At 71.0% G+C, this 25,403-nt stretch carries 24 protein-coding genes; 8 read left to right on the plus strand and 16 right to left on the minus strand.

Annotation, left to right across the window (positions count from 1 at the left end):
* Nucleotides 1–78: 78 nt before the first annotated feature.
* Nucleotides 79–234: a hypothetical protein gene (locus QI633_RS13130; RefSeq protein WP_160158242.1), complete on the plus strand. Its 156-nt coding sequence runs from the start codon at nt 79–81 to the stop codon at nt 232–234.
* Here the strand turns inward: QI633_RS13130 and QI633_RS13135 are convergent.
* A complete protein-coding gene (locus tag QI633_RS13135; protein ID WP_260805972.1) occupies nt 219–1,019 on the minus strand; it encodes a maleylpyruvate isomerase family mycothiol-dependent enzyme in 801 nt (266 codons plus the stop codon). The genes QI633_RS13130 and QI633_RS13135 overlap by 16 nt on opposite strands.
* Nucleotides 1,016–2,032: a zinc-dependent alcohol dehydrogenase family protein gene (locus QI633_RS13140; RefSeq protein ID WP_141798791.1), complete on the minus strand. Its 1,017-nt coding sequence runs from the start codon at nt 2,030–2,032 to the stop codon at nt 1,016–1,018. Before QI633_RS13140 ends, QI633_RS13135 begins: the two co-directional genes overlap by 4 nt.
* 64 nt (nt 2,033–2,096) lie before the next feature.
* Here QI633_RS13140 and QI633_RS13145 point away from each other — a divergent pair, with 64 nt between their 5' ends.
* The 4 genes from QI633_RS13145 to QI633_RS13160 all read left to right on the plus strand — a co-directional run bounded on the left by QI633_RS13145 (nt 2,097) and on the right by QI633_RS13160 (nt 6,284).
* Nucleotides 2,097–3,638, plus strand: a complete 1,542-nt coding sequence (locus QI633_RS13145; protein WP_141798790.1) for a UDP-N-acetylglucosamine 1-carboxyvinyltransferase — start codon at nt 2,097–2,099, stop codon at nt 3,636–3,638.
* The gene (locus QI633_RS13150) at nt 3,638–4,429 is read left to right on the plus strand and encodes a glycerophosphodiester phosphodiesterase (RefSeq protein ID WP_141798789.1); all 792 of its coding nucleotides are present in this window, start codon (nt 3,638–3,640) and stop codon (nt 4,427–4,429) included. The genes QI633_RS13145 and QI633_RS13150 overlap by 1 nt, the downstream gene beginning before the upstream one ends.
* Complete coding sequence (locus QI633_RS13155) at nt 4,426–5,781, plus strand: MFS transporter (protein ID WP_141798788.1); 1,356 nt, start codon at nt 4,426–4,428, stop codon at nt 5,779–5,781. The genes QI633_RS13150 and QI633_RS13155 overlap by 4 nt, the downstream gene beginning before the upstream one ends.
* Before the next feature lie 113 nt (nt 5,782–5,894).
* Complete coding sequence (locus QI633_RS13160; protein ID WP_141007454.1) at nt 5,895–6,284, plus strand: RNA polymerase-binding protein RbpA; 390 nt, start codon at nt 5,895–5,897, stop codon at nt 6,282–6,284.
* A gap of 12 nt (nt 6,285–6,296) precedes the next feature.
* On the opposite strand, the gene QI633_RS13165 is transcribed toward QI633_RS13160, so the two are convergent.
* The 4 genes from QI633_RS13165 to QI633_RS13180 all read right to left on the minus strand — a co-directional run bounded on the left by QI633_RS13165 (nt 6,297) and on the right by QI633_RS13180 (nt 10,032).
* Entirely contained in the window at nt 6,297–6,782 is a 486-nt protein-coding gene (locus tag QI633_RS13165) for an FxsA family protein (RefSeq protein ID WP_282429250.1), read from the minus strand.
* A gap of 21 nt (nt 6,783–6,803) precedes the next feature.
* Nucleotides 6,804–7,553, minus strand: coding sequence for a polyprenol monophosphomannose synthase (locus tag QI633_RS13170; protein WP_282429303.1), 750 nt, complete (start codon nt 7,551–7,553; stop codon nt 6,804–6,806).
* A 28-nt stretch (nt 7,554–7,581) separates the two neighbouring features.
* Complete coding sequence (lnt, locus tag QI633_RS13175) at nt 7,582–9,165, minus strand: apolipoprotein N-acyltransferase (RefSeq protein WP_282429251.1); 1,584 nt, start codon at nt 9,163–9,165, stop codon at nt 7,582–7,584.
* Nucleotides 9,166–9,567: 402 nt separating this feature from the next.
* Nucleotides 9,568–10,032: an Lrp/AsnC family transcriptional regulator gene (locus QI633_RS13180; RefSeq protein ID WP_141798784.1), complete on the minus strand. Its 465-nt coding sequence runs from the start codon at nt 10,030–10,032 to the stop codon at nt 9,568–9,570.
* Nucleotides 10,033–10,060: 28 nt separating this feature from the next.
* On the opposite strand from QI633_RS13180, the gene QI633_RS13185 reads away from it, so the two are divergent.
* Nucleotides 10,061–10,987 (plus strand): 5'-3' exonuclease, encoded by a 927-nt coding sequence (locus QI633_RS13185; RefSeq protein ID WP_282429252.1) that lies wholly within the window; start codon nt 10,061–10,063, stop codon nt 10,985–10,987.
* Between the two features lie 50 nt (nt 10,988–11,037).
* On the opposite strand, the gene QI633_RS13190 is transcribed toward QI633_RS13185, so the two are convergent.
* Nucleotides 11,038–13,818 (minus strand): DEAD/DEAH box helicase, encoded by a 2,781-nt coding sequence (locus tag QI633_RS13190; RefSeq protein ID WP_282429253.1) that lies wholly within the window; start codon nt 13,816–13,818, stop codon nt 11,038–11,040.
* 251 nt (nt 13,819–14,069) lie between these two features.
* Between QI633_RS13190 and QI633_RS13195 the strand changes: the two genes are divergently transcribed.
* The gene (locus tag QI633_RS13195) at nt 14,070–15,287 is read left to right on the plus strand and encodes an IS110 family transposase (RefSeq protein ID WP_282426105.1); all 1,218 of its coding nucleotides are present in this window, start codon (nt 14,070–14,072) and stop codon (nt 15,285–15,287) included.
* Between the two features lie 17 nt (nt 15,288–15,304).
* Here QI633_RS13195 and QI633_RS13200 read toward each other — a convergent pair whose 3' ends face one another.
* From QI633_RS13200 to pafA, 7 genes are all read right to left on the minus strand, one after another.
* Nucleotides 15,305–16,174, minus strand: coding sequence for a diacylglycerol kinase (locus tag QI633_RS13200; protein ID WP_141798770.1), 870 nt, complete (start codon nt 16,172–16,174; stop codon nt 15,305–15,307).
* Nucleotides 16,175–16,194: 20 nt separating this feature from the next.
* Nucleotides 16,195–17,037, minus strand: coding sequence for a twin-arginine translocase subunit TatC (tatC, locus tag QI633_RS13205; RefSeq protein ID WP_141798769.1), 843 nt, complete (start codon nt 17,035–17,037; stop codon nt 16,195–16,197).
* A gap of 3 nt (nt 17,038–17,040) precedes the next feature.
* Nucleotides 17,041–17,304: a twin-arginine translocase TatA/TatE family subunit gene (gene tatA / locus QI633_RS13210; protein WP_313901095.1), complete on the minus strand. Its 264-nt coding sequence runs from the start codon at nt 17,302–17,304 to the stop codon at nt 17,041–17,043.
* A 77-nt stretch (nt 17,305–17,381) separates the two neighbouring features.
* Entirely contained in the window at nt 17,382–18,389 is a 1,008-nt protein-coding gene (locus tag QI633_RS13215) for a WYL domain-containing protein (protein WP_141798767.1), read from the minus strand.
* Between the two features lie 94 nt (nt 18,390–18,483).
* Nucleotides 18,484–19,446, minus strand: coding sequence for a WYL domain-containing protein (locus QI633_RS13220; protein WP_141798766.1), 963 nt, complete (start codon nt 19,444–19,446; stop codon nt 18,484–18,486).
* Nucleotides 19,427–20,551: an FKBP-type peptidyl-prolyl cis-trans isomerase gene (locus QI633_RS13225; protein ID WP_282429304.1), complete on the minus strand. Its 1,125-nt coding sequence runs from the start codon at nt 20,549–20,551 to the stop codon at nt 19,427–19,429. The genes QI633_RS13220 and QI633_RS13225 overlap by 20 nt, the downstream gene beginning before the upstream one ends.
* Nucleotides 20,552–20,590: 39 nt before the next feature.
* Nucleotides 20,591–21,952 (minus strand): Pup--protein ligase, encoded by a 1,362-nt coding sequence (pafA, locus tag QI633_RS13230; RefSeq protein ID WP_141798764.1) that lies wholly within the window; start codon nt 21,950–21,952, stop codon nt 20,591–20,593.
* A 44-nt stretch (nt 21,953–21,996) separates the two neighbouring features.
* On the opposite strand from pafA, the gene QI633_RS13235 reads away from it, so the two are divergent.
* Complete coding sequence (locus tag QI633_RS13235; protein ID WP_282429254.1) at nt 21,997–23,346, plus strand: FAD-dependent oxidoreductase; 1,350 nt, start codon at nt 21,997–21,999, stop codon at nt 23,344–23,346.
* A gap of 45 nt (nt 23,347–23,391) precedes the next feature.
* Here QI633_RS13235 and QI633_RS13240 read toward each other — a convergent pair whose 3' ends face one another.
* Together QI633_RS13240 and prcA are read right to left on the minus strand one after the other, a co-directional pair.
* Nucleotides 23,392–24,354, minus strand: coding sequence for a hypothetical protein (locus QI633_RS13240; RefSeq protein ID WP_282429255.1), 963 nt, complete (start codon nt 24,352–24,354; stop codon nt 23,392–23,394).
* 169 nt (nt 24,355–24,523) lie between these two features.
* A complete protein-coding gene (gene prcA / locus QI633_RS13245; protein ID WP_282429256.1) occupies nt 24,524–25,402 on the minus strand; it encodes a proteasome subunit alpha in 879 nt (292 codons plus the stop codon).
* Nucleotide 25,403 lies beyond the last annotated feature (1 nt).

A 25,403-nucleotide genomic window follows, 5' to 3' on the forward strand; every position in this document is an offset into this window, starting at 1 on the left:
CCGGTCGCAATCGGCTGCCGCGCCATGTGACCTGCATCACCCTTGGGATGTGACCTGCGTCATGCGAGGGTGGGACCCATGAGTCTCCTCGCCATCGTCGTCCTGCTGGCGCTCGTGCTGCTGTTCGTCCTCGCCATCGGCGCGCTCTTCGGTGTCGTCCTGGTCGCCGGCCGGTCCGGACGCAAGGCCCAGGCCGCCCAGGTCGCTGAGCCCCGCGGTCAGTCGATCGCCTGACCCAGCACCGCCCCGACGTGGGCGCGCACGTCGTCGTCGCCGGTGATCGTCACCCGCTCGTCGCCGACGCGGTGCCACAGCCACGCGTCGAGGTCGGCGGCGGTGCCGGCGACCACCAGGTCGGCGGGTACGCCGGGATCGGCCACCACGTGCTGGTCGGGCTCGCCGCTGCGCTCGACGCCCTCGGGCGTGGTGCCCGAGAACGTGCCGAGCCGGACCCACACCGACGTGGCGGTGTCGCTGGCCCGGAACTCGGCATGGTGCGGGCCCGGCTCGAACCGCCCCCAGGGCGGCAGGCCGCCGTACATCACGGCGAGGGCCTCGTCGATGCCGTCCGCGGCCAGGGCGTCCGGGAGCGGGGTGACCTGGCCCGCAGCGAGCTCGGCGTCGAGGCGGTGGATCAGCGCCTCGTGGGCCTGACGCCGGAAGGTGAAGCCCACGTGCTGGTCGCCGGGCACGGACCACGACCAGGCCGGTTCGGCGGGGTCGGCCGTCTCGAGGGCCGCCACGAACGCCGCGTGGGTCGCGCCGAAGGCGGCCAGCACCTCGGCGTACGTCGCCGGTCGCTCCGGCTCGGTGTAGGCCTCCGGCGGCGCGGGCCGGTGGGTGATGACGTGCTCCCAGAAGTGCTGGACCTCGGTGAGGTGCCAGGCCAGGTCGGCGGCGTCCCACTCGGGGCACGACGGCACCCGCGCGTCGGGCCGGCAGGCGGCGAGCACTTCGGCGAAGCGGGCCGACTCGGTCCGCATGTGGGCGAGGTAGGTCGCGGGGTCGAGTCGGGTCACGGCTGCAGCAGCACCTTGATCGCCCGGCGCTCGTCCATCGCCACGTAACCGTCGGGCGACTCCTCGAGAGGGAGAGTGAGGTCGAAGACCTGCCCGGGGTCGATCCGGCGCTCGAGGACCATCGGCAGCAGCTCGGGCAGGTAGCGGCGCACCGGCGCCATGCCGCCGCGGACGCCGACGTTCTTGTCGAACAGCCGGCGGGCAGACAGCTCGACACCGTGGGGCGCCCCGACGAACCCGACGCCCCCACCGGGGCGGGTCACCTCGATCGCGGTGGTCATCGCGTCGTTGGTGCCTACGCACTCCAGGGTCGCGTCGACCCCGACACCGTCGGTCAGGTCGCGGACCTCGGCGACGGCGTCGTCACCCCGGGCCGCGATCACGTGGGTCGCTCCGAAGGCACGGGCGACCGCCTGGCGGGGCTCGTGGCGTGACATCGCGATGATCCGCTCGGCGCCCATCACCGAGGCGGCCAGGACGCCGGACAGGCCGACCGCGCCGTCGCCGACCACGACCACGGTGTCGCCGGGCTTCACCCCGGCAGAGACGGCGGCGTGCCACCCCGTCGGCATCACGTCGGAGAGGGCGAGGACCGAGGGCACCAGGTCGGCGTCGGGGACGCCGCCGGTGCGCACCAGGCTGCCGTCGGCCTGGTTGACCAGGGCGTACTCCGCCTGGCCGCTCGCGGTGAAGCCGAGGTTGGTGCACACCGACTGGGCGCCGTTGAGGCAGTGGGGGCAGGTGTTGTCGCAGTGGCAGAACGGGACGACGACGAAGTCGCCGACCCGGACGTCGCGGACCTCGCTGCCTGTCTCCTCCACGACGCCGATGCACTCGTGGCCGATCGTGGCGCCGGGACGGATCGGGTTCTCGCCGCGGTAGGGCCACAGGTCGGAGCCGCAGATGCAGCCCGCGGTCACCCGGACGATCGCGTCCGTGGGCCGGCGCAGGGTGGGGTCGGGGACCTCGTCGACCCGGATGTCCCGGGCGCCGTGGATGGTCGTCGCACGCATGTGAGGATCCTTCCAGATCGTCGTGGCGTCTTGCGTTATCTCATATGTGAGTTACGGTCGTGACATGACCTTCGAGGCGCCCCACGAGGACTACAAGGGCCGGATCGGCAACCTCATCCGCGACGCCCGCAAGCACCGCGGCCTCACCCAGGCCCAGCTCGCCGAGCGGCTCGGCACCAGCCAGAGCGCGATCAACCGGATCGAGAAGGGACACCAGAACCTGTCCCTCGAGATGCTGGCCCGGATCGGTGCCGCCCTCGACTCGGAGATCGTCGCGCTCGGCGCCGGACCGACCCACCTGCGGGTCAAGGGCCCCACCACCTTGTCGGGCAGCATCGACGTCAAGACGTCGAAGAACGCGGGCGTCGCGCTGCTGTGTGCCTCGCTGCTCAACCGCGGGCGCACCACGCTGCGCAAGGTCGCGCGGATCGAGGAGGTCAACCGGCTGCTCGAGGTGCTCGACAGCATCGGCGTGCAGACCCGCTGGATCAACGCGGACAACGACCTCGAGATCATCCCGCCCAAGGACCTCGACCTGACCCGGATCGACGAGGAGGCCGCGCGCCGTACCCGATCGGTCATCATGTTCCTCGGCCCGCTGCTGCACCGCGCCGACACCTTCGAGCTGCCCTACGCCGGCGGCTGCAACCTCGGCACCCGCACGGTCGAGCCGCACATGTCGGCGCTGCGGCCCTTCGGCCTCGAGGTCAAGGCCACCGACGGCTGGTACCACGCCCAGCTCAACCGGGCGATCGTCCCCGGCCGCCCCATCGTGCTCACCGAGCGCGGCGACACGGTCACCGAGAACGCACTGATGGCGGCCGCCCTGCACCCGGGCACCACCGTCATCCGCAACGCCTCGTCCAACTACATGGTCCAGGACCTGTGCTTCTACCTGCAGGCACTCGGCGTCGAGGTCGACGGCATCGGTACGACCACCCTCACCGTCACCGGCCGCGAGTCGATCGACGTCGACGTCGACTACTCCCCCAGCGAGGACCCGATCGAGGCGATGTCGCTGCTCGCCGCAGCGATCGTGACCCGCTCCGAGATCACCGTGCAGCGCGCACCGATCGAGTTCCTCGAGATCGAGCTGGCCGTCCTCGAGGGGATGGGCTTCCGCTACGACCTGTCCGAGGAGTACCTCGCCGCCAACGGCCGCACCCGCCTGGTCGACATCACCACGCACCCCTCCGACCTGGTGGCGCCGGGCGACAAGATCCACCCGATGCCGTTCCCCGGCCTCAACATCGACAACCTGCCCTTCTTCGCGGTGATCGCCGCGGTGGCCGAGGGCACGACGTACCTCCACGACTGGGTCTACGACAACCGGGCGATCTACCTCACCGAGCTCAACAAGCTCGGCGGCCGGGTCACGCTGCTCGACCCCCACCGGGTGCAGATCGACGGACCGACGTCGTGGACCGGCACCGAGCTGGTCTGCCCGCCGGCCCTGCGGCCCGCGGTCGTCGTGCTCCTCGCGATGCTGGCCAGCAAGGGCACCTCGGTGCTGCGCAGCACCTACGTGATCCACCGCGGCTACGAGGACCTCGCCGAGCGGCTCAGCTCGCTCGGCGCGGACATCGAGACCTTCCGCGACATCTGATGCCCTACCTCGCCCCGGGCAAGGTGCTGGCCTTCGCCCATCGCGGCGGCGCCTACCACCCCGAGATCGAGGGCCTCGAGAACACCCTCGCCGCGTTCCGGCACGCCGCCACGCTCGGCTACGACTACCTCGAGACCGACGTCCACCTGACCGCCGACGGCGTGCTGCTGGCGTTCCACGACGAGGTGCTGGACCGGGTGACCGACCAGCAGGGCGCGGTCCGCGACCTCACCCTGGCCGACGTACGCCGGGCCCGGATCGGCGGCCGCGAGCAGGTCCCGACCCTGGTCGACCTGCTCGACGCGTTCCCGGACGCCCGGTTCAACATCGACCTCAAGGCCGACGGCGCGGTCGACGCGCTGGCCGACCTGGTCCGCGAGCGCGGCCTGTGGGACCGGCTGCTGGTCGCGTCCTTCTCGCGCCGGCGGATCCGCCGGTTCCGGGACCTGACCGACGGACGGGTGCCGACGGCCGCCGACCCGTGGCAGATCGTGGCGTTCCGGCTCTCTCCCAGCGTCCGGGTGGCCCGGCTGATCGCGGGCGACGGCTTCGCCGCCTTCCAGGTGCCGCACCGGCAGCGCGGGCTCACCGTCACGACGCCCGGCTTCGTGCGCCGGGCCCACGCCGCGGGCCACCAGGTGCACGTGTGGACCATCGACGACCCGGCCGAGATGACCACCCTGCTCGACCGCGGCGTCGACGGAATCTTCACGGACCGCACCGATCTGCTCAAGGATGTCCTCCAGGGACGCGGCCAGTGGTGGTCCGCGCAGGGAGGGACATCAGCATGAACGCATCGGCGCCCATCGCCGACCTGGGGCCGCTCAACCGCGCCCGGGAGCAGCGGGCCTGGTACTTCACCGACTGGGCTGCATCGGCGTTCCAGACGACCGTCGCGGGCGTGCTGTTCGCGCCCTACCTGATCTCGGTGGCCGAGAACGCAGTCGGCGAGCACGGGCGGATCCACCTGCTGGGCCTGTCCATCGCGCCGGGCTCGCTGCCGTCGTACGTCATCACGCTGTCGACGGTGCTCAGCGTCTTCTTCTACCCGGTGATCGGCGCCTACGCCGACCGGATCGCTCGCAAGCCCGACCTCCTGGTCGCCTTCTCGTGGCTCGGCGCGGCCGCGGCCGGCGGCCTGTTCTTCATGAGCGGCGAGAACTGGCTCTACGGAAGCATCGCGTTCATCGTCGCCAACCTCGCCGGAGGCGCCGCCATCGTGGTCAGCGACTCGATCCTGCCGGTCATCTCGACCGAGGACGAGCGCGACCGGGTGTCGTCGAACGGCTGGGCCTACGGGTACGCCGGCGGCGGGCTGCTGCTCGCCGTGAACTTCCTGGTCGTCAGCTTCCACGACGCGCTCGGGCTCGACAAGGAGATGGCCGTCCGGCTGTCCCTGCTGTCGGCGGCGGTGTGGTGGGCGGCCTTCATGGTCATCCCGTGGCGCGGCATCCGCCGACACGAGCCGGTCGCCGTGGAGGCGGTCGAGGGTGGCGTGCTGACCCGGTCGTTCGGCCAGCTGTGGGCCACGCTGAAGGACCTGCGCAACTACCCGGTCGCGCTGACCTTCCTGGCGGCCTACCTGTTCTTCAACGACGGCATCCAGACCGTCATCAACTCCGCCTCGACCTTCGGCACCAAGGAGCTCGGGTTCGGCGACGGGTTCGTGCTCGGCACCTACCTGCTGGTCCAGCTCGTCGGTATCGGCGGCGCGATCCTGTTCGCCCGCGTGGCCGGCCGCCTCGGCGCCAAGAAGGTGATCCTCGGCGGCCTGGTTGGCTGGATGGCGATCGTGACGGTGGCGCTCGTCGTGCCCGAGAAGACGATGGTGCCGTTCCTGCTGCTCGGCGTCGCGATCGGCATCGTGCTGGGCGGCACCCAGGCGCTGGCGCGGTCCTACTTCTCTCTGTTCATCCCGCGCGGCAAGGAGGCGGAGTACTTCAGCCTCTACCACGCGATGGACCGCGGCACCTCGTGGTTCGGCACGCTCACCTTCGGCCTCGTCTACCAGTTCGCCGACTCCTACCGACCGGCGATCTTCGCCCTCATCGCGTTCTTCGTGCTCGGCGGCCTGCTCCTGCTGCGCGTCGACACCGAGCGCGGCATCCGCGAGGCCGGCAACGCCCGGCCGGCGGTCATCTAGGACGCCGATCCGACACGACCAGGACGGGGTCCCGACCTGCTCGGTTCCGGATTGGAACCTTTTCGGGCTGGGTAGCGTTGAGGGGATAGACGAAACATGGGAGGTGGAGTCTGATGGCTGAGCGCACACTGCGCGGTGCCCGACTGGGGGGCCAGTCCTTCGAGGACGAGCGGGGTATCGAGTTCGCAGCCCGGCAGCAGGTCGGCTACAAGTGTCCCCAGGGGCACGAGTTCGAGATCACGATGTCCATCGAGGCCGAGGTCCCCGCCGTCTGGGAGTGCCCGCGTTGCGGCCTCGAGGCCGAGTCGACCGCCGGCATCGAGCGCGAGGTGAAGGCCGAGAAGCCCCAGCGCACGCACTGGGACATGCTGCTCGAGCGCCGCTCCGAGAAGGAGCTGGAGGAGATCCTCACCGAGCGCCTGGAGCTGCTGCGCGGCGGCGAGATCGGCCCGGCGCACCTGCACCGCGCCAACGCCCGCAAGAAGAAGCCGGCGAAGGCCTGATCGACCGCTCGATCACTGCTCGTCGATGACCTCGCCCCGGACCACGGTCGGTCCGGGGCGAGTGTCGTCTCCGGGCCCGGATGCCGGACCGTACGACACGGTGGCGCGCCGCGCGACCTGGCGGCCGGCGTACGACACCAGCAGGCCGCGGAACAGCGGACGGGTGACCGGCAGGATCAGCAGGATCCCGAGCACGTCGGTGACGAAGCCGGGGCTGAGCATGAACGCTCCGCCCAGTACGACGAGAGCGCCGTCGGCGAGCTCGCGGTGTGGGAGGCGACCGGTCTCGACCCGCTCGCGCAGTGCCTGCCAGGCCTTGCGTCCCTCGCGCTTGATCAGCCAGGCGCCGACGAGGCTGTCGAGGACGAGCAGCAGGATGGTCCACCAGGGCCCGATCACCTGGCCGACCTTGATGAGCACGACGATCTCGAGGATCGGCATCACCACGAAGGCGAGGAACAGCAGCAACGCTGCCCGCCGGCTCCTCCGCCTGCTCATCGCACCCTGCCTCTCAACTCGTCACCTCGTGTCCTGGAGCTCCCGGGTCGAGGCGACCTGCGGCTGGCCCTTGAACCGCTCCCAGCGCTGGCGCAGGCCCCACCAGGTGATCCGCTTCAGCGACTCCAGGGCGACCTGGCCGCTCATCTTCGACTCGCCACGGACCCGCTCGACGAACTCGATCGGGACCTCGCGCACCGTCAGCCCGGCCTGCAGGGTCCGGGTGACCAGGTCGGTCTGGAAGACGTAGCCGGTCGAGCGGACCTCGTCGAGGCGGATGCGCTCCAGAGTGGAGCGGCGGAACAGCCGGTAGCCCGCGGTCGCGTCGCGCACCGCGATGCCCAGCAGCATCCGGACGTAGAGGTTGCCGCCGCGGGAGAGCAGCTCGCGCTGCCAGGGCCAGTTGACGACCGAGCCGCCGGGGACCCAGCGAGACCCGATGACGAGGTCGGCGTCCTGCAGGCCCGCGAGCAGTCGCTGGAGCTGCTCGGGCTGGTGCGATCCGTCGGCGTCCATCTCGCCGATCACGTCGTAGCCGGCGTCGAGGGCCCAGCCGAAGCCGGCGAGGTACGCCGCGCCGAGGCCGCCCTTGGCGGTGCGGTGCAGGACGTGGACCTGCGGGTCGGCCAGGGCGATGCCGTCGGCGACGGCGCCGGTGCCGTCGGGCGAGCCGTCGTCGACGACGAGCACGTCGACGTGCGGCTGGGCCGTGCGGACGCGCTCGACGATCCAGGCGATGTTGCTGGCCTCGTTGTAGGTCGGGATGACCATCACCGTGCGGCCCAGGGTGGAGTGCTGCTCAGACAACGGGTGCCTCACTCGGGGTCGGGGAGAGCGCAGGCGGCTCCTCGGTGGGATCGCCCTGCGCGGGGCCATCGAACTGTCTCCTTCGACGGTACGCCACGGCACCTGACACGAGAGCGGCGAGCGTCAGCAGGGTGAACATCCGGGTCGGCCATGCTCCCAGCCGCATCGCGGGGGTCAGCGCGGTGCTCAGCCCGACCTTCTCGACGAGCACGGCCGTGGTGCGTGGCTCGGCCGAGGCGACGACGCTGCCGTCGGGGGCGATCACTCCGCTCTGGCCGTTGGTGGACGCCACCGCCAGCCACCGGCCCGCCTCGATGGCTCGCAGCCGGGTGATCGCGAACTGCTGCTCGATCTGGTGGGTGAAGATGAAGCTGGCGTTGCTGGTCTGCACGGTCAGCAGCTCGGCACCGTCGCGCACCTGCGGTGGCATCACGTCGTCGTAGGCGACGTCGAAGCAGATCGCGTCACCCACCCGCACCCCGGCGACCCGCAGCGGCGTGGTGCGGGTGCCGCTCTTCATGTCGCGCGTGATGAGGGCGAGCTGGCCGAACTTGGGGTTCCAGATGTCGCGGAAGGGGATGTACTCGCCGTACGGCACCGGGTGGTGCTTGGTGTAGCGGTCCCCCGGCCCGGTCTGCGGGTCCCACACGACGCCCTGGTTGAGGACGTACTTGCGACCACCGTCGACGATCCCGCCCACCACGACGGGCACCTGCGCCGCGTCGACCGCCTCCCGGATCCCGGAGTTGACCTGACCGGGCTCGAACGGGTCGACGGCGGTCGAGTTCTCGGGCCAGAGCACGAAGTCCGGCTCGGGCACCCTGCCGGCGGCGGCGTCGGCCGCGAGCCGCACCGTCGCGTCGACGTGGTTGCGGGTGACCTGCTCGTGGTCCCACAGGATGTCGTTGCCCGGGCCGGGCACGTCACCCTGGACGACCGCCACCGTGGTGGAGCCGGTCTGCGGGACGTCGTACGCAAGCACGGCGGGGGTCACCAGCAACGCGAGGACGCCGACGGCCGCCGCGGCCCACACCCGCCGGCGCTCGCGGGCCAGGGCCGCCTCGGCGAACCGGGCCAGGCAGAAGCCGGACAGGGCGAGCAGGAAGGAGAGGCCGGTCATGCCGACGTACGCGACGGCGGGGGCGGCGGGGGTGTCGATCGCGGCGAACGCCAGCCGGCCCCACGGCATCCCGCTGAAGGGCCACCCGCTGCGGACCGTCTCCATGGTCGTCCACGCGGCGGCCAGCCACAGCGGCCAGCCGGGCAGCCGGCGCAGCAGCGGCACGGCCAGGCCGAGCAGGCCGTAGAACAGGGCCTCGACGCTCGAGAGGGCCAGCCAGGCGTCGGCCCCGATCGAGTCCTTCATCCAGGAGATGTGGCTGAAGTAGAACACCACGCCGAAGACCAGGCCGACCAGGCCGGAGCGGCGTACGGCCAGCCCGCGGGTCGCGAGCGCGAAGCAGGCCACGCCGAGCGGCAGCAGCCACGGCAGCGCCACCGGCTCGTAGGAGGCGGTCAGCAGCACGCCGCCGACGGCGGCGAGGCCGACGGCCGGGATGAGGGGGCGCTGCACCACGGCGTAAGGCTAGACGAGGCCCGGGTGCGCGCTTGCAGGTGTCGGAAGGACCCGGGCCACCTTCGGACCATCCCGGCTCCCGACTGGCTGCCGACGCCCGCGACGTTGTCTAGGGAGACCCGGGCCCTTCCGGCTCGCTCTCGAGGAGCGAACCGACCTCCGCGAACCGTCCCCGTGCGGAGCTGGTGCTACTCCGCCGACATACGGCCACTCGGACGTCGGTCCGCCGGCCACGACCTGCACGAGCGAACGACTCCGTACTCTGGTGACGCGCACCACATCTGTCAACCGCCGCCTGACCTGCGGTGATACACGTTCCCGCAGGTCAGCGAGGGCTCCGCGAACCGCAAGATCTCGCAAAAAGTCGACCGATCAGCGGCGTGTCGCACGGCGACACGCCGGTCAGTGACCGACGGGACGGTTCTCGTAGTACGTCGACAGGACGATCGTCGTGCGCGTCGAGACGTTGGCCGCCGCGCGGATGCGGCCCAGCAGCAGCTCCAGCTCGACGGGGCTGGTGGTGCGCACCTTGAGGAGGTAGGACTCCTCCCCCGCGACCGACCAGCACGACTCGATCTCGGGGATGTCGACCAGCCGCTCGGGGCAGTCGTCGGGCTGCGAGGGGTCGATCGGGCGGATCGCGATGAACGAGGTGAGCGGTACGCCGATCTCGGCGTAGTTGACCGTGGCGCCGTAGCCGAGGATCAGGCCGCGCTGCTCGAGGCGCTTGACCCGCTGGTGCACCGCGGAGGTGGACAGCCCCGTGGCCCGACCGAGGTCGGTGTAGGACATCCGGCCGTCCTTGGCCAGGAGCTCCAGGATCTGCCGGTCCGTCGCCTCGACAGCTGGATTGATGCTCTGACTCACATCGCGCAGCCTAATAGGCTGTGCCGCGATGACTGAGCGCCTTCTACTCCTCGATACGGCCAGCCTCTACTTCCGAGCCTACTTCGGCTCCCCGGAGATCCTCGCGCCGGACGGCACCAACGTGAACGCGGTGCGCGGGCTGCTGGGCTACATCTCCCAGCTGGTCGACCAGTACCGGCCCACCCACCTGGTCTGCTGCTGGGACGACGACTGGCGTCCGCAGTGGCGCGTCGACCTGATCCCGACCTACAAGGCGCACCGGGTGGTCGAGGAGGTCGTCGGCGCACCGGACGTGGAGGAGGTGCCCGACCCGCTCGAGCTGCAGGTGCCGGTCATCCGCGAGGTGCTCGGGGCCTTCGGCATCGCCGTCGTCGGCGCGCCCGGCTACGAGGCCGACGACGTCATCGGCACCCTGGCCACCGGCGCCGGCATGCCGGTCGACGTGGTCACCGGCGACCGCGACCTGTTCCAGCTCGTCGACGACGCCGCCGCCGTCCGGGTGCTGTACGTCGGCAAGGGCGTCGGTCGTCACGAGCGGGTCGACGAGGCCTGGGTGCTCGACAAGTACGGCGTGCGCGCCGACCAGTACGCCGACTTCGCCACCCTGCGCGGCGACGCCTCCGACGGCCTGCCCGGCGTCAAGGGCGTCGGCGAGAAGACCGCCGCCTCGATGCTGCAGAAGTACGACGACCTGGCCGGCATCCTCGCCGCGGTCGACGACCCGGCCAGCGACCTCGGTCCGGGGCCTCGGGCCAATATCCGTGAGGCCGCTCCCTACCTCGCGGTGGCGCCGGAGGTGGTCGCGGTCGCCCGCGACATCGACCTCCCGCGCGACCACCTCGCGCTCCCGTCCTCCCCCGCCGACCCGGATGGGCTCGCTGCGCTCGTCGAGCGCTGGTCGCTGGCCTCGCCGGTGGAGCGGCTGACGGGGATCCTGGCCTCGGTCGGCGAGTAGCACCGCCCGCCGTACCGCCGGCCGGGCGTCGGCCGGGCGTCGGCCGGGCGTCAGCCGGTGGCCACGATCCCGCGCCGCAGCTGCTTGACCAGCTGCCGGGCGGTGTCGCGGACCGGCGTACCGGCGGCGGCGTCGGCGATCTGGCCGGCGAAGTCGATGAGCTGCTTCATCTGGCGCACGAAGTCGCCGGCGGTCTGGTCGTTGCGGGTGATGATCTCGTCGAGCTCCTGTCCCTCGGCCCACCGCCACGCGGTCCACGCGAACCCGGCGTCGGGCTTGCGGAGGAAGTCGAGGCGGTGGTCACGCTCGAGTCGCTCCAGCTCGCCCCACAGCCGCACCATCGCCTCGATGGTGACCGCGATCGCGCCACCCGGCATGTTCGGCGGGCCCTCCTCTGGGCGCCGGGCCTCGTAGACCAAGGCGGAGAGCACCGCGCCGAGCTGGGAGGGCGTGAGGTCGTCCCACAGGCCGGTGCGCAGCGACTCCGCGGCGACCAGGTCGAGCTCGGAGTAGATCCGCATCAGGCCGCGGCCGCGCTCGGTGACCTCGTCGTCGTGGAGGTAGTCGAGCGCCTCGAGCACCTCGCACACCCGGTCGAAGGTCCGCGCGACGGTGTTGGTACGACGCTCGATCCGCTGCGCGAGGAGCTCGGTGTCCTTCTGCAGCTTCGCGTACCTCTCCGCCCAGCGGGCGTGGTCCTCGCGGTCGGCACAGCCGTGGCAGGGGTGCTCGCGGACCTGGGCACGCAGGGCCTGGATCTGGCGGGCGACGTCCTCGTCGACCGGACCGCGCTCGCCGCGCGGCCGGGTGACCGACAGCGGCAGCGCCCGCACCGCCTCGCGGACCTGCTGGGCGATGTCCTTGCGCTGGTGCGGGTTGCGGGCGTCGACCCGCTTCGGCAGCTTGATCCGGGCGACCGGCTCGACCGGCGTCGGGAAGTCCATCATCGCCAGCCGGCGGCCCTGCCGCTCGGCGGTGATGACCAACGGGCGGTGGCCGTGCTCGGACAGGCCGGGGTCGACGACGACGGCCGGCCCGGCGAACTTGCCGACGGGTACGACGATCACGTCGCCCGGCTGCAGCCGCTCGAGGGAGGCCAGCGCCTCGTCGCGGCGATCCTGCCGGCGTACCTTGCTCGACTCCTTCTCGAGCTCCGAGATCCGCCGGCGCAGCCCGGCGTACTCCATGAAGTCTCCGAGGTGGCACTGCGCGGCGTCGGCGTACCCGGCGAGCGCGTCCTCGGCCTTGCGCAGCTGGCGGGCCAGCCCGACGACGGCACGGTCGGCCTGGAACTGGGCGAAGGACTGCTCGAGCAGCTCACGCGCCTGGTGGCGGCCGTAGGAGTGCACCAGGTTGACCGCCATGTTGTACGACGGGCGGAAGCTGCTCCGCAGCGGATAGGTGCGTGTCGAGGCGAGTCCGGCGAGCTCGCGCGGGTTCATCCCCGGCTGCCAGAGCACGACGGCGTGGCCCTCGATGTCGAGGCCGCGACGACCGGCGCGGCCGGTGAGCTGGGTGTACTCCCCCGGCGTGATGTCGGCGTGGGTCTCGCCGTTCCACTTGCTCAGCTTCTCGAGCACCACCGTGCGGGCGGGCATGTTGATGCCGAGGGCGAGGGTCTCGGTGGCGAAGACGATCTTGATCAGCCCGCGCAGGTAGAGCTCCTCGACGCACTCCTTGAAGGCGGGCAGCATGCCGGCGTGGTGGGCGGCCACGCCGCGCGAGGCGGCGTCGAGGAAGTCGTGGTAGCCGAGGACGTGGAGGTCGGCCGACGGCAGCCCGCCGAGGGTGCTCTCGACGTACGCGATCACCTCGTCGCGCTCCTCGGCGGAGGTGAGCCGGAGGTTGGCGTCGAGGCACTGCTGGACGGCGGCGTCGCAGCCGGCGCGGCTGAAGATGAAGTCGATCGCGGGCAGCAGGTTGTCGCGCTGCAGCCGCTCGACGACGTCGAGGCGGCCCGGGATCCAGATCCGGCGCCCGTTGCCGACGTTGCGGCTGCCGGGACCGCCCTGCCGGGACCCGCGCGGCTGCCGGTGCCCCTTGAGCCGGCTCGAGGCCCAGTCGTCGCGGGCCAGCTTCATCAGCTCGTCGTTGACCGGCGCACCCTCGCGGACGAACCCGGCGGCGGCGTCGACGTCGGAGGAGGCGAACAGGTCGAGGAGCCGGCGCCCGACCATCACGTGCTGGAACAGCGGCACCGGACGGCGCTCGGCGACGATGGTGCGGGTCGCGCCGCGGACCGTCTCCAGCCACTCGCCGAACTCCTCGGCGTTGGACACGGTCGCCGACAGCGAGATCACCGACACCGACTCGGGCAGGTGGATGATGACCTCCTCCCACACGGCGCCGCGGGAGCGGTCGGCGAGGTAGTGCACCTCGTCCATCACGACGAACCCGAGCCCGACGAGGGTCCGGGACCGGGCGTAGAGCATGTTGCGCAGCACCTCGGTCGTCATCACGACCACCGGCGCCTCGCCGTTGATCGTGGTGTCGCCAGTCAGCAGGCCGACCTTGTCCTTGCCGTAGCGGGCAGCCAGGTCGGCGTACTTCTGGTTCGACAGCGCCTTGATCGGCGTCGTGTAGAAGCACTTGCGGCCGGTCTCCAGCGCGAGGTGGACCGCGAACTCCCCCACCACCGTCTTGCCCGCGCCGGTGGGCGCGGCGACCAGCACGCCGTCGCCGTCCTCGACCGCCTTGCAGCCCTCGACCTGGAACTCGTCGAGCTCGAAGGGGAAGCCGGCCGCGAAGTCGCGGAAGACGGGATGGCCCTTGTGCTTGCGGTACGACGCGTAGCGCTGCGCCGGGCTGAGGTCGTCGTCGTGCTCGCTCATTGGTGCACCATCCCTTCGGTAGCGGTGATGGATGGTGCGGGATGAGGCTTCCTGACGAACCGCCGGCCGGTGGCTGACCGCCCAGCGCGCTTGTCCCTCGAGGACCAGCGTGAGATCTGCGGCAGCCGCCGGGCCGGGAAGCCACAACCGGCGCTAGGGATATGCGGGTTGGACCGCCACGCAATGAGCATCCGGCACGGCTTCTCGACACCGACGGTGCCACATCCATCATCACCGGAAGGACCGGACGAATGTCCACACATCAAGGCCGGCTGTTCGCTGGCATCGACTGGGCCACCAAGACCCACGCAGTCTGCGTGGTCGACGATCAAGGCGCCATCAAGGTGCGTTTCGAGATCCCCAACACCAACAAGACCTTCACCGGGCTGGTCAAGCGCCTGAGCAAGCTCGATGTCGAAGGAGTCGCCATCGAACGCTGCGACGGGCCCTTGGTCGAGGCGTTCCTCGACGCAGGGCTGCGCGTCGTGGTCATCACCCCACGCCAGGTCAAAGGCCTGCGCAGCCGCTACACCGGCTCCGGCGCCAAGTCCGACGCCGGTGATGCCTACCTGCTGGCAGACGTGCTGCGCACCGACGGCCACCGCCTCACCCCGCTGACCCAAGACAGTGAAGCCACCCAGGTACTGCGATCCCTCTCGCGCACCCGCAAGCAGCTGGTCGAGTCCCGCGTCGGACTGGTCAACCAGCTCCATGCCCAGCTGGAACGCTGCTTCCCCGCAGCGATCGGACTGTTCTCGCGACTCGACAGCGACGTCACCATCGCCTTCCTGCGTCGCTACCCCACCCAGCATGCGGCCAGCCGGCTCACTCCGGCCCGGTTCGCTGCGTTCCTGCGCCGCATCGCCTATTGCGGCCGCAAGCCCGTTGACGAGCTCTACGCCCGCATCGCCGACGCCCCATCCGCAGGCCTGTCCGCGACCGAAGCCGAAGGACGAGCCGTGTGCGTGCTGGCCCTGCTGCGCACCATCGAGACCACCCGCCACGAGGAACGCGAACTCGAGGCCGAGATCATCGAACGCCTCGACGCCCACGCCGACGCGCACATCTTCACGTCCCTGCCCAAAGCCGGACACGGCGTCCGCGCAGCCCTGCTGCTGTCCGAGATCGGCGACGTCCGCGCCCGGTTCCCCGACGAGGAATCCCTCGCCGCCCTGGCCGGCGTCGCGCCCGTCACCAAGGCCAGCGGCAAGCTCCACACCGTCGGGTTCCGCTGGGCCGCGGACAAGAAGCTCCGCAACGCACTCATCGACTTCGCCGACGACTCCCGCAACGCGAGCCCATGGGCCGCGAAGATCTACGCCGACGCCATCGCCCGCGGCAAACGCCACCCCCACGCCGTGCGCATCCTGGCCCGCGCATGGGTCCGCGTGATCTGGCGCTGCTGGCAAGACCACACCGCCTACAACCCCGAACTCCACGGAGGCGCCATGCAACTTCAAGCCGCCTGAGGTTGACCTAGGGAATCTCATGCGATCACCTGCAGCGCCGCGGGAACGGACTCGACGGTCAGGGGCAACGGGCCGAAGCGCTCGCCGTCGGCGTACCCGACGATCCCGGAGCAGGCGACGGTCACCCGGCGCACCCGGTGGCGCTCGTACTGCGGATGGGTCACGTGGCTCCCGTCGAACAGCTTCGGATAGGTCCGCACGAGCTCGCGGCGGCTCAGCGGCTTGATCAGCACCACGTCGAGGAGCCCGTCGTCGAGCAGTGCGCCCTCGGTGATCCGCAGCCCGCCGCCGAAGGACGGGCCGTTGCCGACCGCGACCAGCATCGCCTCGACCTGCCGCTCGACCCCGTCGAGCTCGAGGACGTAGCGCAGCGGCCGGAAGGTGCGCAGCTCGGCGAGCGTGGCGAGGTTGTAGCGCATCTGTCCCTTGGGCCAGCGCATCCGGTTGGCGCGCTCGTTGACGACCGCGTCGAAGCCGGCGGCGAGGACGCCGCCGAAGTACCGCTCGCCGATCCTGGCCAGGTCGATGGTGCGGCGGGTGCCGTGCAGGATGCGTACGGCGGCCGCGGCCCCGTCGCCGCGCGGCAGGTCGAAGTAGCGGGCGAAGTCGTTGCCGGTGCCGGCGGGCAGGATGCCGAGCGGCACGTCAGTCCCGGCGACGGCCTGGATGCCGATGTTGACCATCCCGTCACCGCCGCACACGACCAGCGCGTCCGGCTCCTCGGCCGCGGCCACCCGAGCCAGGTCGAGCGCGTCGTCGGCGTCGCGGCCGGTGAGGACCGTCGTACGCCACCCGGCGCCGTGGAACCGGGGCAGCGCCTCGTCGCGCATCCGCGCACCCCGCCCCTTGCCGGAGGTGGGGTTGGTGAGGACGATCGCGCGGGGCACGGGTGAAGGCTAGCCGCGGGTCACAGCTCGAGCGGGCTGGCCTCGTCGGGCGAGAGCCCGGCGTTGATGGCCTTGCGCGCGCGCCGGCGGTCGTTGAGCCGGGCGATCACCTCGGAGACGAGGAACAGCACGATCATCGGCACGGCCATGAACGTCATCGTGAACGGGTCCGTGGACGGGGTCGCGGCCGCGGCGAAGATGAACGTGCCGATCACGATCCACGGCCGGGCGGCGCCGAGGGCCTTGCCCTTGACCACGCCGGCCATGTTGAGCAGGACGACGAACACCGGGATCTCGAACGCGATGCCGAAGACGAGCAGCGTGCGCGTGAAGAAGCTGAGGTAGTCGTTGAACTCGACCAGGTTGGTGAGGTCGGCCTGGGTGAACCCGATCAGGATCTCCAGGCCCTTGGGCAAGGTGAAGTACCCGAGCGCGATGCCACCGAGGAACAGCGGGCCGGCGATCAGCGCGAACAGGATCGTCCAGCGCTTCTCGTTGGCGTGCAGCCCGGGCAGGATGAACGCCCAGATCTGGTAGAGCCAGATCGGGCTGGTGCCGACGACGGCGGTCAGCCCGCACAGCTTCAGGTAGAGGATGAAGCCGCCCGCGACGCCGCTGGTCGTCGCCATGGTGCGCTCCGCGCCGAGCGCCTCGCGAGCCTTCTGGTACGGGTCGTTGATGACCGCGAAGATCGGGTCGAAGAAGAACAGCGCGACGATGAACCCGACGAGGAGCACGAACGCGGCCTTGAGGATCCGCGCCCGCAGCTCCCGCAGGTGATCGGACAGCGCCATCCGCCCGTCGTCACCGACGGGATGGACGGGCTTCCCGATGAAGAGCTTGAGGAGTCCCGTGTACGCCAAGGGTCAGGCGTTGTTCTCGCGGCGGTCCTCGACGATCTCGCCCTCGGCCACGTCGTCGAGCCGCGTGTCGGCGGCGTTCAGCTCACCGGTCGGCGTCGTGGGCTTCTTCTTGTCGTCCTTGTCCTCGTCGTCGCGGAGCCCCTTGGTCTCGGCCTTGAAGATGCGCAGCGCCTGGCCCGTGCCACGGGCCAGGTCGGGGAGCTTGGCGGCGCCGAAGACCAGCACCACGATCGCCAGGATGACGAGCCACTCGGCGCCCTGGGGCATTCCGATCAGGGGAAACATCGGCGGGGACCAACTCTCGATCGTCGGGTTGTGCAGACGTGGACCATCCTACGCCGCTCTCACCGGTACAGCCTGAGGGTCTCCTGTGCCCGAGCGGTGAAAGTGTCGGTGAATTCCACAGGTCGGACCACCGTCGCGTGCGGCGCCAGGCGCAACAACAGCCGGGTCAGCCACCGCCTGTCGACCACGACCAGGTCGACCTCGGCCGACCCGTCGTCGTGCGGTCGGACGTCGCGCATCGGGTAGTAGTCGGTCGCCCACCGTGCCTGCGGGCCCAGCCGCAGGGTCACGACGGTCGCGTCCGGGGCCGCGTCGTCGGTGAACAGCCCGTCGCTCAGGTCGCGTGGCTCCCGGTCGGGCGCCGTGCGGGCCGACGGGAGTAGCTCGGCCTTGGTGATCCGGTCCAGCCGGAACAGGCGGTCCCCCTCGGCGCGGTGACAGTAGGCGTCGAGGTAGGAGAACACGCCGTGGGTGACCACGCCGTACGCGTCCACGACCCGCTCGGACTCCTCGTCGCGCGAGGGCACGAAGTAGAGCAGCCGGATCTGCCGGTTCGTGGCCACGGCCTCCTCGACCAGGGCGCCCAGCTGGGCGGCGACGACCTGCTGGGCGTCGCGCGGCGAGGGCGTGATCTCGACGTGCGGCGCGCCCGCGGCGGCCTCCAGCTTCGCGAGCACGCGGTCGACGAGCTCCGGGGTCGCACCGGCCGCGGCGGTGTCGCGAAGCATCCGCAGCGCGACGATCATCGCCGACGCCTCCGTCGCGCTCAGCCGCAGCGGCCGCGCGAGGTAGTCGGCGTTCTCGACCCGGATCACCCCCTCGGTGACCGGGCTGCCCTCCTCGGTGACGATGGCGTCCAGGTCGACGTCGATCAGGTCGTCCGGCAGACCCCCGGGCAGGCCGCACATGAACAGGACCTTGAGGTCCCGCACGACCTGCTGGGGCGTCGTACCCAAGAGCTGGGCGGCCTCCTCCAGCCGGACCCCGTCACGGTGGTGCAGGAACGGCACCAGGGTGAGCAGCCGCGCCACCTGGTCGCGGGCTCCCGGTGCGGCAGTGCGGCTCATACCAGGGCTCCCAAGGGATGCGGTTTGGTCCCAAACCGCACACTTTTCCGGCGTGTCGTTGCGGTTTGGGACCAAACCGCAACCGCACTGCCGGTCACGACACCGCCTCGACCAGACGCGCGACGACCTGCTCGCGGACGGCGGCCGGCTCGACCAGCACGACGTCGGGACCGTGCGACAACACCTCGTCGGCCAGCCCCTGGGTGGGCCGGACCAGGACCAGCCGGTCCCAGCGGGTGCGGTCGTCGGGTCCCTCGACGCCGGCCTCGATCCGCTCCGCGGCGCGCCGCAGGCCGTGACCGGCGCCGTCGCGGACGAGCAGCACGGCGGTCGTGCTGGGCGTGGGCGGCGCCATCCGGCGAGCGATCTCGCGCACGTCGGTCTCCGGCGGGACGTCGTACGCGCGCGGTGGACCGACGAGCTCGACCTCGCCCTGGACCCGGGAGAGACGGAAGACCCGTTCGGCGGCACGGTCGGCGTCGTACCCGACGAGGTACCAGCGGCCCGAGTAGCGCACGACGCCCCACGGCTGGACCCGGCGGCGCATCGGCGCGTCGGCGTCCGGGCGCTGGTAGTCGAACTCGATCGCGTTGCGCTCGCACACCGCGACCCAGCACTTCTCGAACGCCGGCTCCTCCGCGGTCAGCAGCGGCCGGGCGATCTCGAGCGCGTCGAGGTCGACGTCGATCCCGGCTGCCGTGAGCTTGCGGACCGCGTCCGTGGTCGCCTGCGCCATGGTGGCGTGCTGCCAGACCCGGGAGGCGATGCCGACCACGGCCGCCTCCTCCGGCGTCAGCTCGACGTCGGGCAGCGCGAACGCCTCGGGCGGGATGCGGTAGCCGACCTCGTCCTCGAAGAGCGGGTCGATGGTCGCGACCTCGACGGGGACGCCGAGGCTGCGCAGCTCCTCCTTATCCCGCTCGAACATCTTCTCGAAGGCGTCGGGGCGGGAGTCCGGGTACAGCAGCTCGCGGATCCGCTCCTTGGCGATCGGTCGGCGCTGCACCAGGAGCATGATCAGCAGGTTGAGGAGACGCTCACTCTTCGGTGCTGGCATCCGTGCTCGGCTCGGCGCTGGGGTCGGTGGCGCCGTCGGTCGGAGCCGCGCCGTCGGTCGGAGCCGCGCCGTCGGTCGGCGTGGCCTCGGGGGCCGGCTCCGGCTTGGGCGGCGTGTCGGCGGCGTCGAGGATGTCGACGACGAAGTAGAGCGTCGAGTTGGCCGGGATGTCCTCGCCCTGGGCCTTGTCGCCGTAGCCGAGCTTCGGCGGGATCTGGATCAGCACCCGGCTGCCGACGGGCAGGCCGACGAGGGCCTGCGACCAGCCCTTGACCACGCTGGCGTCCTTGCCGCCGACGACGGCCTCGAGACCGGTGTGCTTGGAGTAGCTCTCGTCGAACGGCTTGTCGGCGCCGGGGATCTGGCCGAGGTAGCTGGCCAGGATGGTCTGGCCCTTGGTGACGACCGGGCCGGTGCCCTTGACGAGCGTGGCGACCTCGAGGTCACCGGACGGCTTGGGCGCGCCCTTGAAGTCGAGGCCGGTCGGTACGCCGTCCGTCTCGACCACCTTCGGTGCCCAGCCGGGCGCGGGCTCCTCGGAGCCCTCCGGTCCGGCGATGCCGGCGATGTCGGCGACGAACAGCAGTCCGTCCTCGTTGCCGATGTCGAGGCCCGCGAGCAGGCCGGCCGCTTGGCTGCCGAGGTAGCCGCCGAAGGCGACGTCGCTGCCGACGGTGACGGCGATCCGGCTGCCGACCTTCTGGCCCGCCTTGATCTGGTCGGCGAAGCCGAGGGACAGCAGGTCGGTGAGGGTCTGCGGCTCCTTGTCAGTACCGACGGTGACCAGGGTGCTGAGCGAGGTCGCGGCATAGCTGTCGAACGGCACCTTGTGGGTCCAGCCGTCGGCGAGAGTGAACTCGACCCGGACGACGTCGCCCTTCTTCAGCGCCGCGCCGTCGCCCTCGGTGAGCACCTTGGCGACCGGCTTCTTGGCTGTCATCACGGACTTCCAGTCCAGCTTCGGCGCCTCACCGACCGGGCCACTGATCGTGACCGCGTCGAGGCCCTTGGCCTCGTCGGAGTCCGACCCGCCGCAGGCGGCGAGCACGAGGCTCGCTGGGAGCAGGGTCGACAGGAGGAGCATCGAGGGACGTCGCAGGCGCATCAGCACGCGCAAACCCTACCGAGTGCCCGAAGGCTCGTGTCACATGCCGTCGATAAGGCGTTGCACCCGCTCGTCGTACGCCCGGAACGGGTCCTTGCAGAGCACGGTGCGCTGCGCCTGGTCGTTGAGCTTGAGGTGCACCCAGTCGACCGTGAAGTCGCGCCGCCGCTCCTGCGCGCGGCGGATGAACTCGCCACGAAGCCGGGCACGGGTGTTCTGCGGCGGGACAGACTTGGCCTCGAAGATCTTGAGGTCGCTGGTCACCCGCGCGACGGCGCCGCGCTTCTCCAGCAGGTAGTAGAGGCCGCGGCCGCGGTGGATGTCGTGGTAGGCGAGATCGAGCTGGGCGACGCGCGGGTGGCTCAGCGGGATGCCGTGCTTGGCGCGGTAGCGGTCGATGAGCTTCCACTTGATGACCCAGTCGATCTCGCGGTCGACCAGGCTGAGGTCGTCGGACTCGACGGCCTTGAGGCCGCGCTCCCACAGGTCGAGGGCCCGCTCGATGATCGGCGTCGAGAGGCCGCGCCGGTCGACGAAGTCGCGCGCCTTGGAGAGGTACTCGCCCTGGATGTCGAGCGCGCTCGCCTCGCGGCCGTTGGCGAGGCGGACCTTGCGACGGCCGGTGACGTCGTGGGAGATCTCGCGGATCGCCCGGATCGGGTTCTCCATCGTGAGGTCGCGCATCACCACGCCCTCCTCGATCATCCGCAGCACCAGGTCGCACGAGGCGACCTTGAGCATCGTGGTCGTCTCGCTCATGTTCGAGTCGCCGACGATGACGTGAAGACGGCGGTACTTCTCCGCGTCGGCGTGCGGCTCGTCGCGGGTGTTGATGATCGGGCGGCTGCGCGTGGTCGCGCTGCTCACGCCCTCCCAGATGTGCTCGGCGCGTTGGCTCACCGAGTAGCTCGTGCCCCGGGGCGTCTGGGTGACCTTGCCGGCGCCCACGATGATCTGGCGGGTCACCAGGAACGGGATGAGCACGTCGGCCAGCCGGCTGAACTCGCCGGCCCTGGAGACGAGGTAGTTCTCGTGGCAGCCGTAGGAGTTGCCGGCCGAGTCGGTGTTGTTCTTGAAGAGATAGATCTCGCCGGCGATCCCCTCGTCGTGCAGCCGCTGCTCGGCGTCCAGCAGCAGCCCCTCGAGGACCCGCTCCCCCGCCTTGTCGTGCGTGACGAGCTCGGCGACGTCGTCACACTCGGGCGTGGCGTACTCCGGGTGGCTGCCCACGTCGAGGTAGAGGCGGGCCCCGTTGCGCAGGAACACGTTGCTGCTGCGACCCCAGCTGACGACCTTGCGGAACAGGTAGCGCGCGACCTCGTCGGGGCTGAGCCGACGCTGCCCGCGGAACGTGCACGTGACGCCGTACTCGTTCTCGATCCCGAAGATCCGACGGTCCATGTACGCACATTACTGCTGTGCTGGGCAGCGGGTACCGCACACGCATGGACGCGCCCGAAGAGTTCTCGGAGTCATACGACGTGGTCGTGCTCGGCGCAGGTGCCGTCGGCCTGCTCACCGCCCTGCTGCTGGCCCGTGGAGGCTGCTCGGTGGCAGTCCTGGAGGCCCGTCGGATCGGCGACGGGACCACCGGGCACAGCACCGGCAAGGTCAGCCTGCTCCAGGGCACGAAGCTGAGTCGCGCTCTGCGCACCAACCCGTTGCCGGTGGTGCGGCGCTACCTCGAGGCCGGCACGGAGGGCCAGGCCTGGCTGCGCCGGTACTGCGAGGGGCACGGCCTGTCGGTGCCGGGGCGGGTGGCGTCGACGTACGCCGTCACGGACCGGGGCGAGGACCGGGTCCGGGCCGAGCTGGACGCCGCGACGCGAGCGGGCCTCCCCGTCCGATCGACGAGGGACACCGAGCTGCCGTTCGCGGTACGGAGTGCCGTCGAGCTCGACGACCAGTTCCAGGTCGATCCCTCACGGCTGCTGGACCTCCTCGTCGCCGACGTCGAGGCCGAGGGCGGTCAGGTCCACGAGCAGGTCCGGGCGCTCGACGTACGGCACGCCGGTGATGGCGTCCGGGTGCGCACCGAGAACGGCCGGGTGCTCCGTGCCGGGTCCGCCGTGGTCGCCACGAACCAGCCCATCCTGTTGCGCGGACTCTTGTTCGCCCGCCTGCGGACGATGCGGTCCTATGCCGCCACGTTCGCGGACGCGTGGGTGCCGGCCGGCATGCACCTGTCGGCCGACGACGACACGCGCTCGCTCCGCTCGTCCCAATCGGGCGGCGAGCCGCTGCTGATGGTCGGCGGGGCAGGCCACGTCACCGGACGCGGTTCCGCCGCCGCGCACCGCGACCGGCTCCTGGACTGGACCCGGGAGACCTTCCCGGGCGCCTCGCTGCGCCACGCGTGGTCGGCGCAGGACCAGTCCCCCGTCGACGGCCTGCCGTACGTCGGCCCCGCCGTCCCCGGCGACCACCGGATCCAGGTCGCGACCGGCTTCGACAAGTGGGGCCTGAGCACGGCTCCGGCTGCCGCGCTCCTGCTCGCCTCCGACCTGCTGGGCGGCGGCCGGCCCTCCTGGGCGGACGCCCTGCGCACGTGGGCACCACGCCAGGCGCTGGCAGCACCGCGGGCGGCGGTGACCAACGCCGAGGTGGGCTGGCAGCTGGCCTGCGGGCATGCCGGACGGCTGCTCGCGGGTGACCGCCCGCCGCTGTGCACCCACCTGGGCGGCGTACTGCGTTGGAACGACGCCGAGGACTCCTGGGACTGCCCGCTGCACGGCTCGCGGTTCGCCGCCGACGGATCGGTCCTCGAGGGGCCGGCGGTTCGACCATTGCGGTGAGAATTGACGCGGTTTGGTCCCAAACCGCAGCAATTCTGCTCGAAATCACGCGGTTCCTGCCCAATCGACCGGCGTCGTGGAGCGATACCAGCGGTTCATCGCCCGCGCCCTGCCGGTCTCCGAATAGAGCGAGTCGGCGACCAGAGCGCGCCACGCCCGCAGCCGCTTGGGTTTGTGGGGCCGGCCGAGGACGCGGTCGAGTTCGTGCATCAACAACGCCGCGTGGTTCAGGAGGTCGTCAAGGGTGAAGCCGCGACGAACGTAGCGTGTGTTGGCCAACGCACGCTCCCGGCGGAGGTCGCGTCGGTGGACGTTCTTGTCGCGATGCACCTCGCCGTCGTACTCGTGGATGTCGATTCGGCCGGTCACCAACAGATCAGCACGGCACACGAAGGTGCCTTGGTCGTCGTAGATGTCCACCTGCGGCTGTGTCGGGATCTGCATCACCTGGTGGAACCAGTAGAGGAGCGTCTCACCTGCCGACTCCGACCGAGCGTTCCGCCCGTTCCAAACCCGCCGGAGCCGGCGTACTCCTGGTCTTCTCGACGTCAGGACCTCCTGGATGTCGCCATCCGTGACGTGGCCTTCACGGACGGCGGACTCGACCATGATCGCGAGGTCCAGGTCGCCCATGTCGCGCGCGCTGCGCAGCAGGATCTCCGCGGGAGGGTCGACGGGCAGGTCAAGCACAGTCAGGGCTTTCGTCTCGTGTGTCAGGCGAGAGCAGATGAGGCCCGGTCGCCGGGGTCGCTTGTTCCCGCGTACGGCCGCGAAGTGAGGTACCTGTTCCGGGAGCGCCGGCAGGTCCCAGCCGAGCAGCCGAGCTCCCGTGATGTGCGTGAAGGCGGCGCCCTCCGGGAGCACGAGCAGCAGTGCGCTCAGATCCTTGAGGAAGTTGTCCCACGGGCTTAGGCCCGGAGTTTCAGGACGGAAGAGACCATGAGCGACGCGCTGGCTGCCCGCGCTCCTCACCTCGCCACGTACGGCGCCGTCGGACCCGATCTTCATGCCCAAAGCGTCGAGGGCAAGGCCGTCGCGATCAACCGCAGCTTTGGGACCTGTGGAGAAGCCGGCGGCCGCGCTGGCACTCGAACCGTGGATTGGGCACAAACCCCAGGTTCCGATCCCGAATTCATGCGGTTTGGGACCAAACCGCATGAATTCGGGCCGTGACAACCTAGAGCGGGGGCGCGACCGGCGGCTCGCCGGAGGGCGCCTCGCCGCTGGTCGGGTTCTCTAGCGGCGGGATGTTGCCGGAGACCTGGTCGGTCGGGTCGGCCGGGTCGTCGGTGGCCGAAGCGGAGGCACCGGTGCCGGGGGCGCCGTCGTCAGGGAGCGGGGCAGCGTGCTCCGGGGTGCCGCGGGGGCCGAGCAGCTCGGCGACCCGGGTGGGACGCAACCGCGAGAACTTCCGCGGCTGGGTGCGGGTCCGGTCGAGCACCGCGACCTCGAGGTCCTCGACGGGGATGACCCGGTCGCCGTCGCCGGTGTGCCCCAGAGCGGCCACGGCGACGGTGAGCGCCTCGGCGAGCGACGCGCCGGCCGTGTAGTGCTCGGAGAGGTACGACGACACGGTCTCGCTGTCGCCGCCCATCACCGCGAACCCGTGCTCGTCGGCGACCCGGCCCTCGTAGGTCAGCCGGTAGATCTGGTCGTCGGCGGCGGTGGCACCGACCTCGGCGACGAAGATCTCGACCTCGTAGGGCTTCTCGCCACCCGAGGAGAAGATGGTGCCGAGGGTCTGGGCGTAGGCGTTGGCGAGACCGCGGCCGGTCACGTCGCGGCGGTCGTAGGCGTAGCCGCGCATGTCGGCGAGTCGGACGCCGGCGATGCGGAGGTTCTCGAACTCGTTGTAGCGGCCGACCGCGGCGAACGCGAGGCGGTCGTAGAGCTCGGACACCTTGTGCAGCGCCTGCGACGGGTTCTCGGTCACCAGCAGCACGCCGTCGGCGTACTGCACGGCGGCGAGGGACCGGCCGCGGGCGATGCCCTTGCGGGCGAAGTCGGCCCGGTCCTTCATCAGCTGCTCGGGCGAGACGTAGAAGGGGGTGCTCATC

This window comes from Nocardioides sp. QY071 (assembly GCF_029961765.1).
In the GTDB taxonomy this organism is placed as follows: Bacteria; Actinomycetota; Actinomycetes; order Propionibacteriales; family Nocardioidaceae; genus Nocardioides.

Coding starts and splice junctions, on each gene's coding strand:
- QI633_RS13195 (WP_282426105.1), top strand. CDS start 14,070: ATGTCCACACATCAAGGCCGGCTGTTCGCTGGCATCGACTGGGCCACC.
- QI633_RS13170 (WP_282429303.1), bottom strand. CDS start 7,553: ATGGTCATCCCGACCTACAACGAGGCCAGCAACATCGCCTGGATCGTC.
- QI633_RS13215 (WP_141798767.1), bottom strand. CDS start 18,389: ATGAGCCGCACTGCCGCACCGGGAGCCCGCGACCAGGTGGCGCGGCTG.
- prcA (WP_282429256.1), bottom strand. CDS start 25,402: ATGAGCACCCCCTTCTACGTCTCGCCCGAGCAGCTGATGAAGGACCGG.
- QI633_RS13140 (WP_141798791.1), bottom strand. CDS start 2,032: ATGCGTGCGACGACCATCCACGGCGCCCGGGACATCCGGGTCGACGAG.
- QI633_RS13165 (WP_282429250.1), bottom strand. CDS start 6,782: ATGAGCAGGCGGAGGAGCCGGCGGGCAGCGTTGCTGCTGTTCCTCGCC.
- QI633_RS13185 (WP_282429252.1), top strand. CDS start 10,061: ATGACTGAGCGCCTTCTACTCCTCGATACGGCCAGCCTCTACTTCCGA.
- QI633_RS13225 (WP_282429304.1), bottom strand. CDS start 20,551: ATGCGCCTGCGACGTCCCTCGATGCTCCTCCTGTCGACCCTGCTCCCA.
- QI633_RS13190 (WP_282429253.1), bottom strand. CDS start 13,818: ATGAGCGAGCACGACGACGACCTCAGCCCGGCGCAGCGCTACGCGTCG.
- QI633_RS13160 (WP_141007454.1), top strand. CDS start 5,895: ATGGCTGAGCGCACACTGCGCGGTGCCCGACTGGGGGGCCAGTCCTTC.
- QI633_RS13240 (WP_282429255.1), bottom strand. CDS start 24,354: ATGAAGATCGGGTCCGACGGCGCCGTACGTGGCGAGGTGAGGAGCGCG.
- QI633_RS13150 (WP_141798789.1), top strand. CDS start 3,638: ATGCCCTACCTCGCCCCGGGCAAGGTGCTGGCCTTCGCCCATCGCGGC.
- QI633_RS13155 (WP_141798788.1), top strand. CDS start 4,426: ATGAACGCATCGGCGCCCATCGCCGACCTGGGGCCGCTCAACCGCGCC.
- tatA (WP_313901095.1), bottom strand. CDS start 17,304: ATGCCCCAGGGCGCCGAGTGGCTCGTCATCCTGGCGATCGTGGTGCTG.
- QI633_RS13145 (WP_141798790.1), top strand. CDS start 2,097: ATGACCTTCGAGGCGCCCCACGAGGACTACAAGGGCCGGATCGGCAAC.
- QI633_RS13235 (WP_282429254.1), top strand. CDS start 21,997: ATGGACGCGCCCGAAGAGTTCTCGGAGTCATACGACGTGGTCGTGCTC.
- QI633_RS13130 (WP_160158242.1), top strand. CDS start 79: ATGAGTCTCCTCGCCATCGTCGTCCTGCTGGCGCTCGTGCTGCTGTTC.
- pafA (WP_141798764.1), bottom strand. CDS start 21,952: ATGGACCGTCGGATCTTCGGGATCGAGAACGAGTACGGCGTCACGTGC.
- QI633_RS13220 (WP_141798766.1), bottom strand. CDS start 19,446: ATGCCAGCACCGAAGAGTGAGCGTCTCCTCAACCTGCTGATCATGCTC.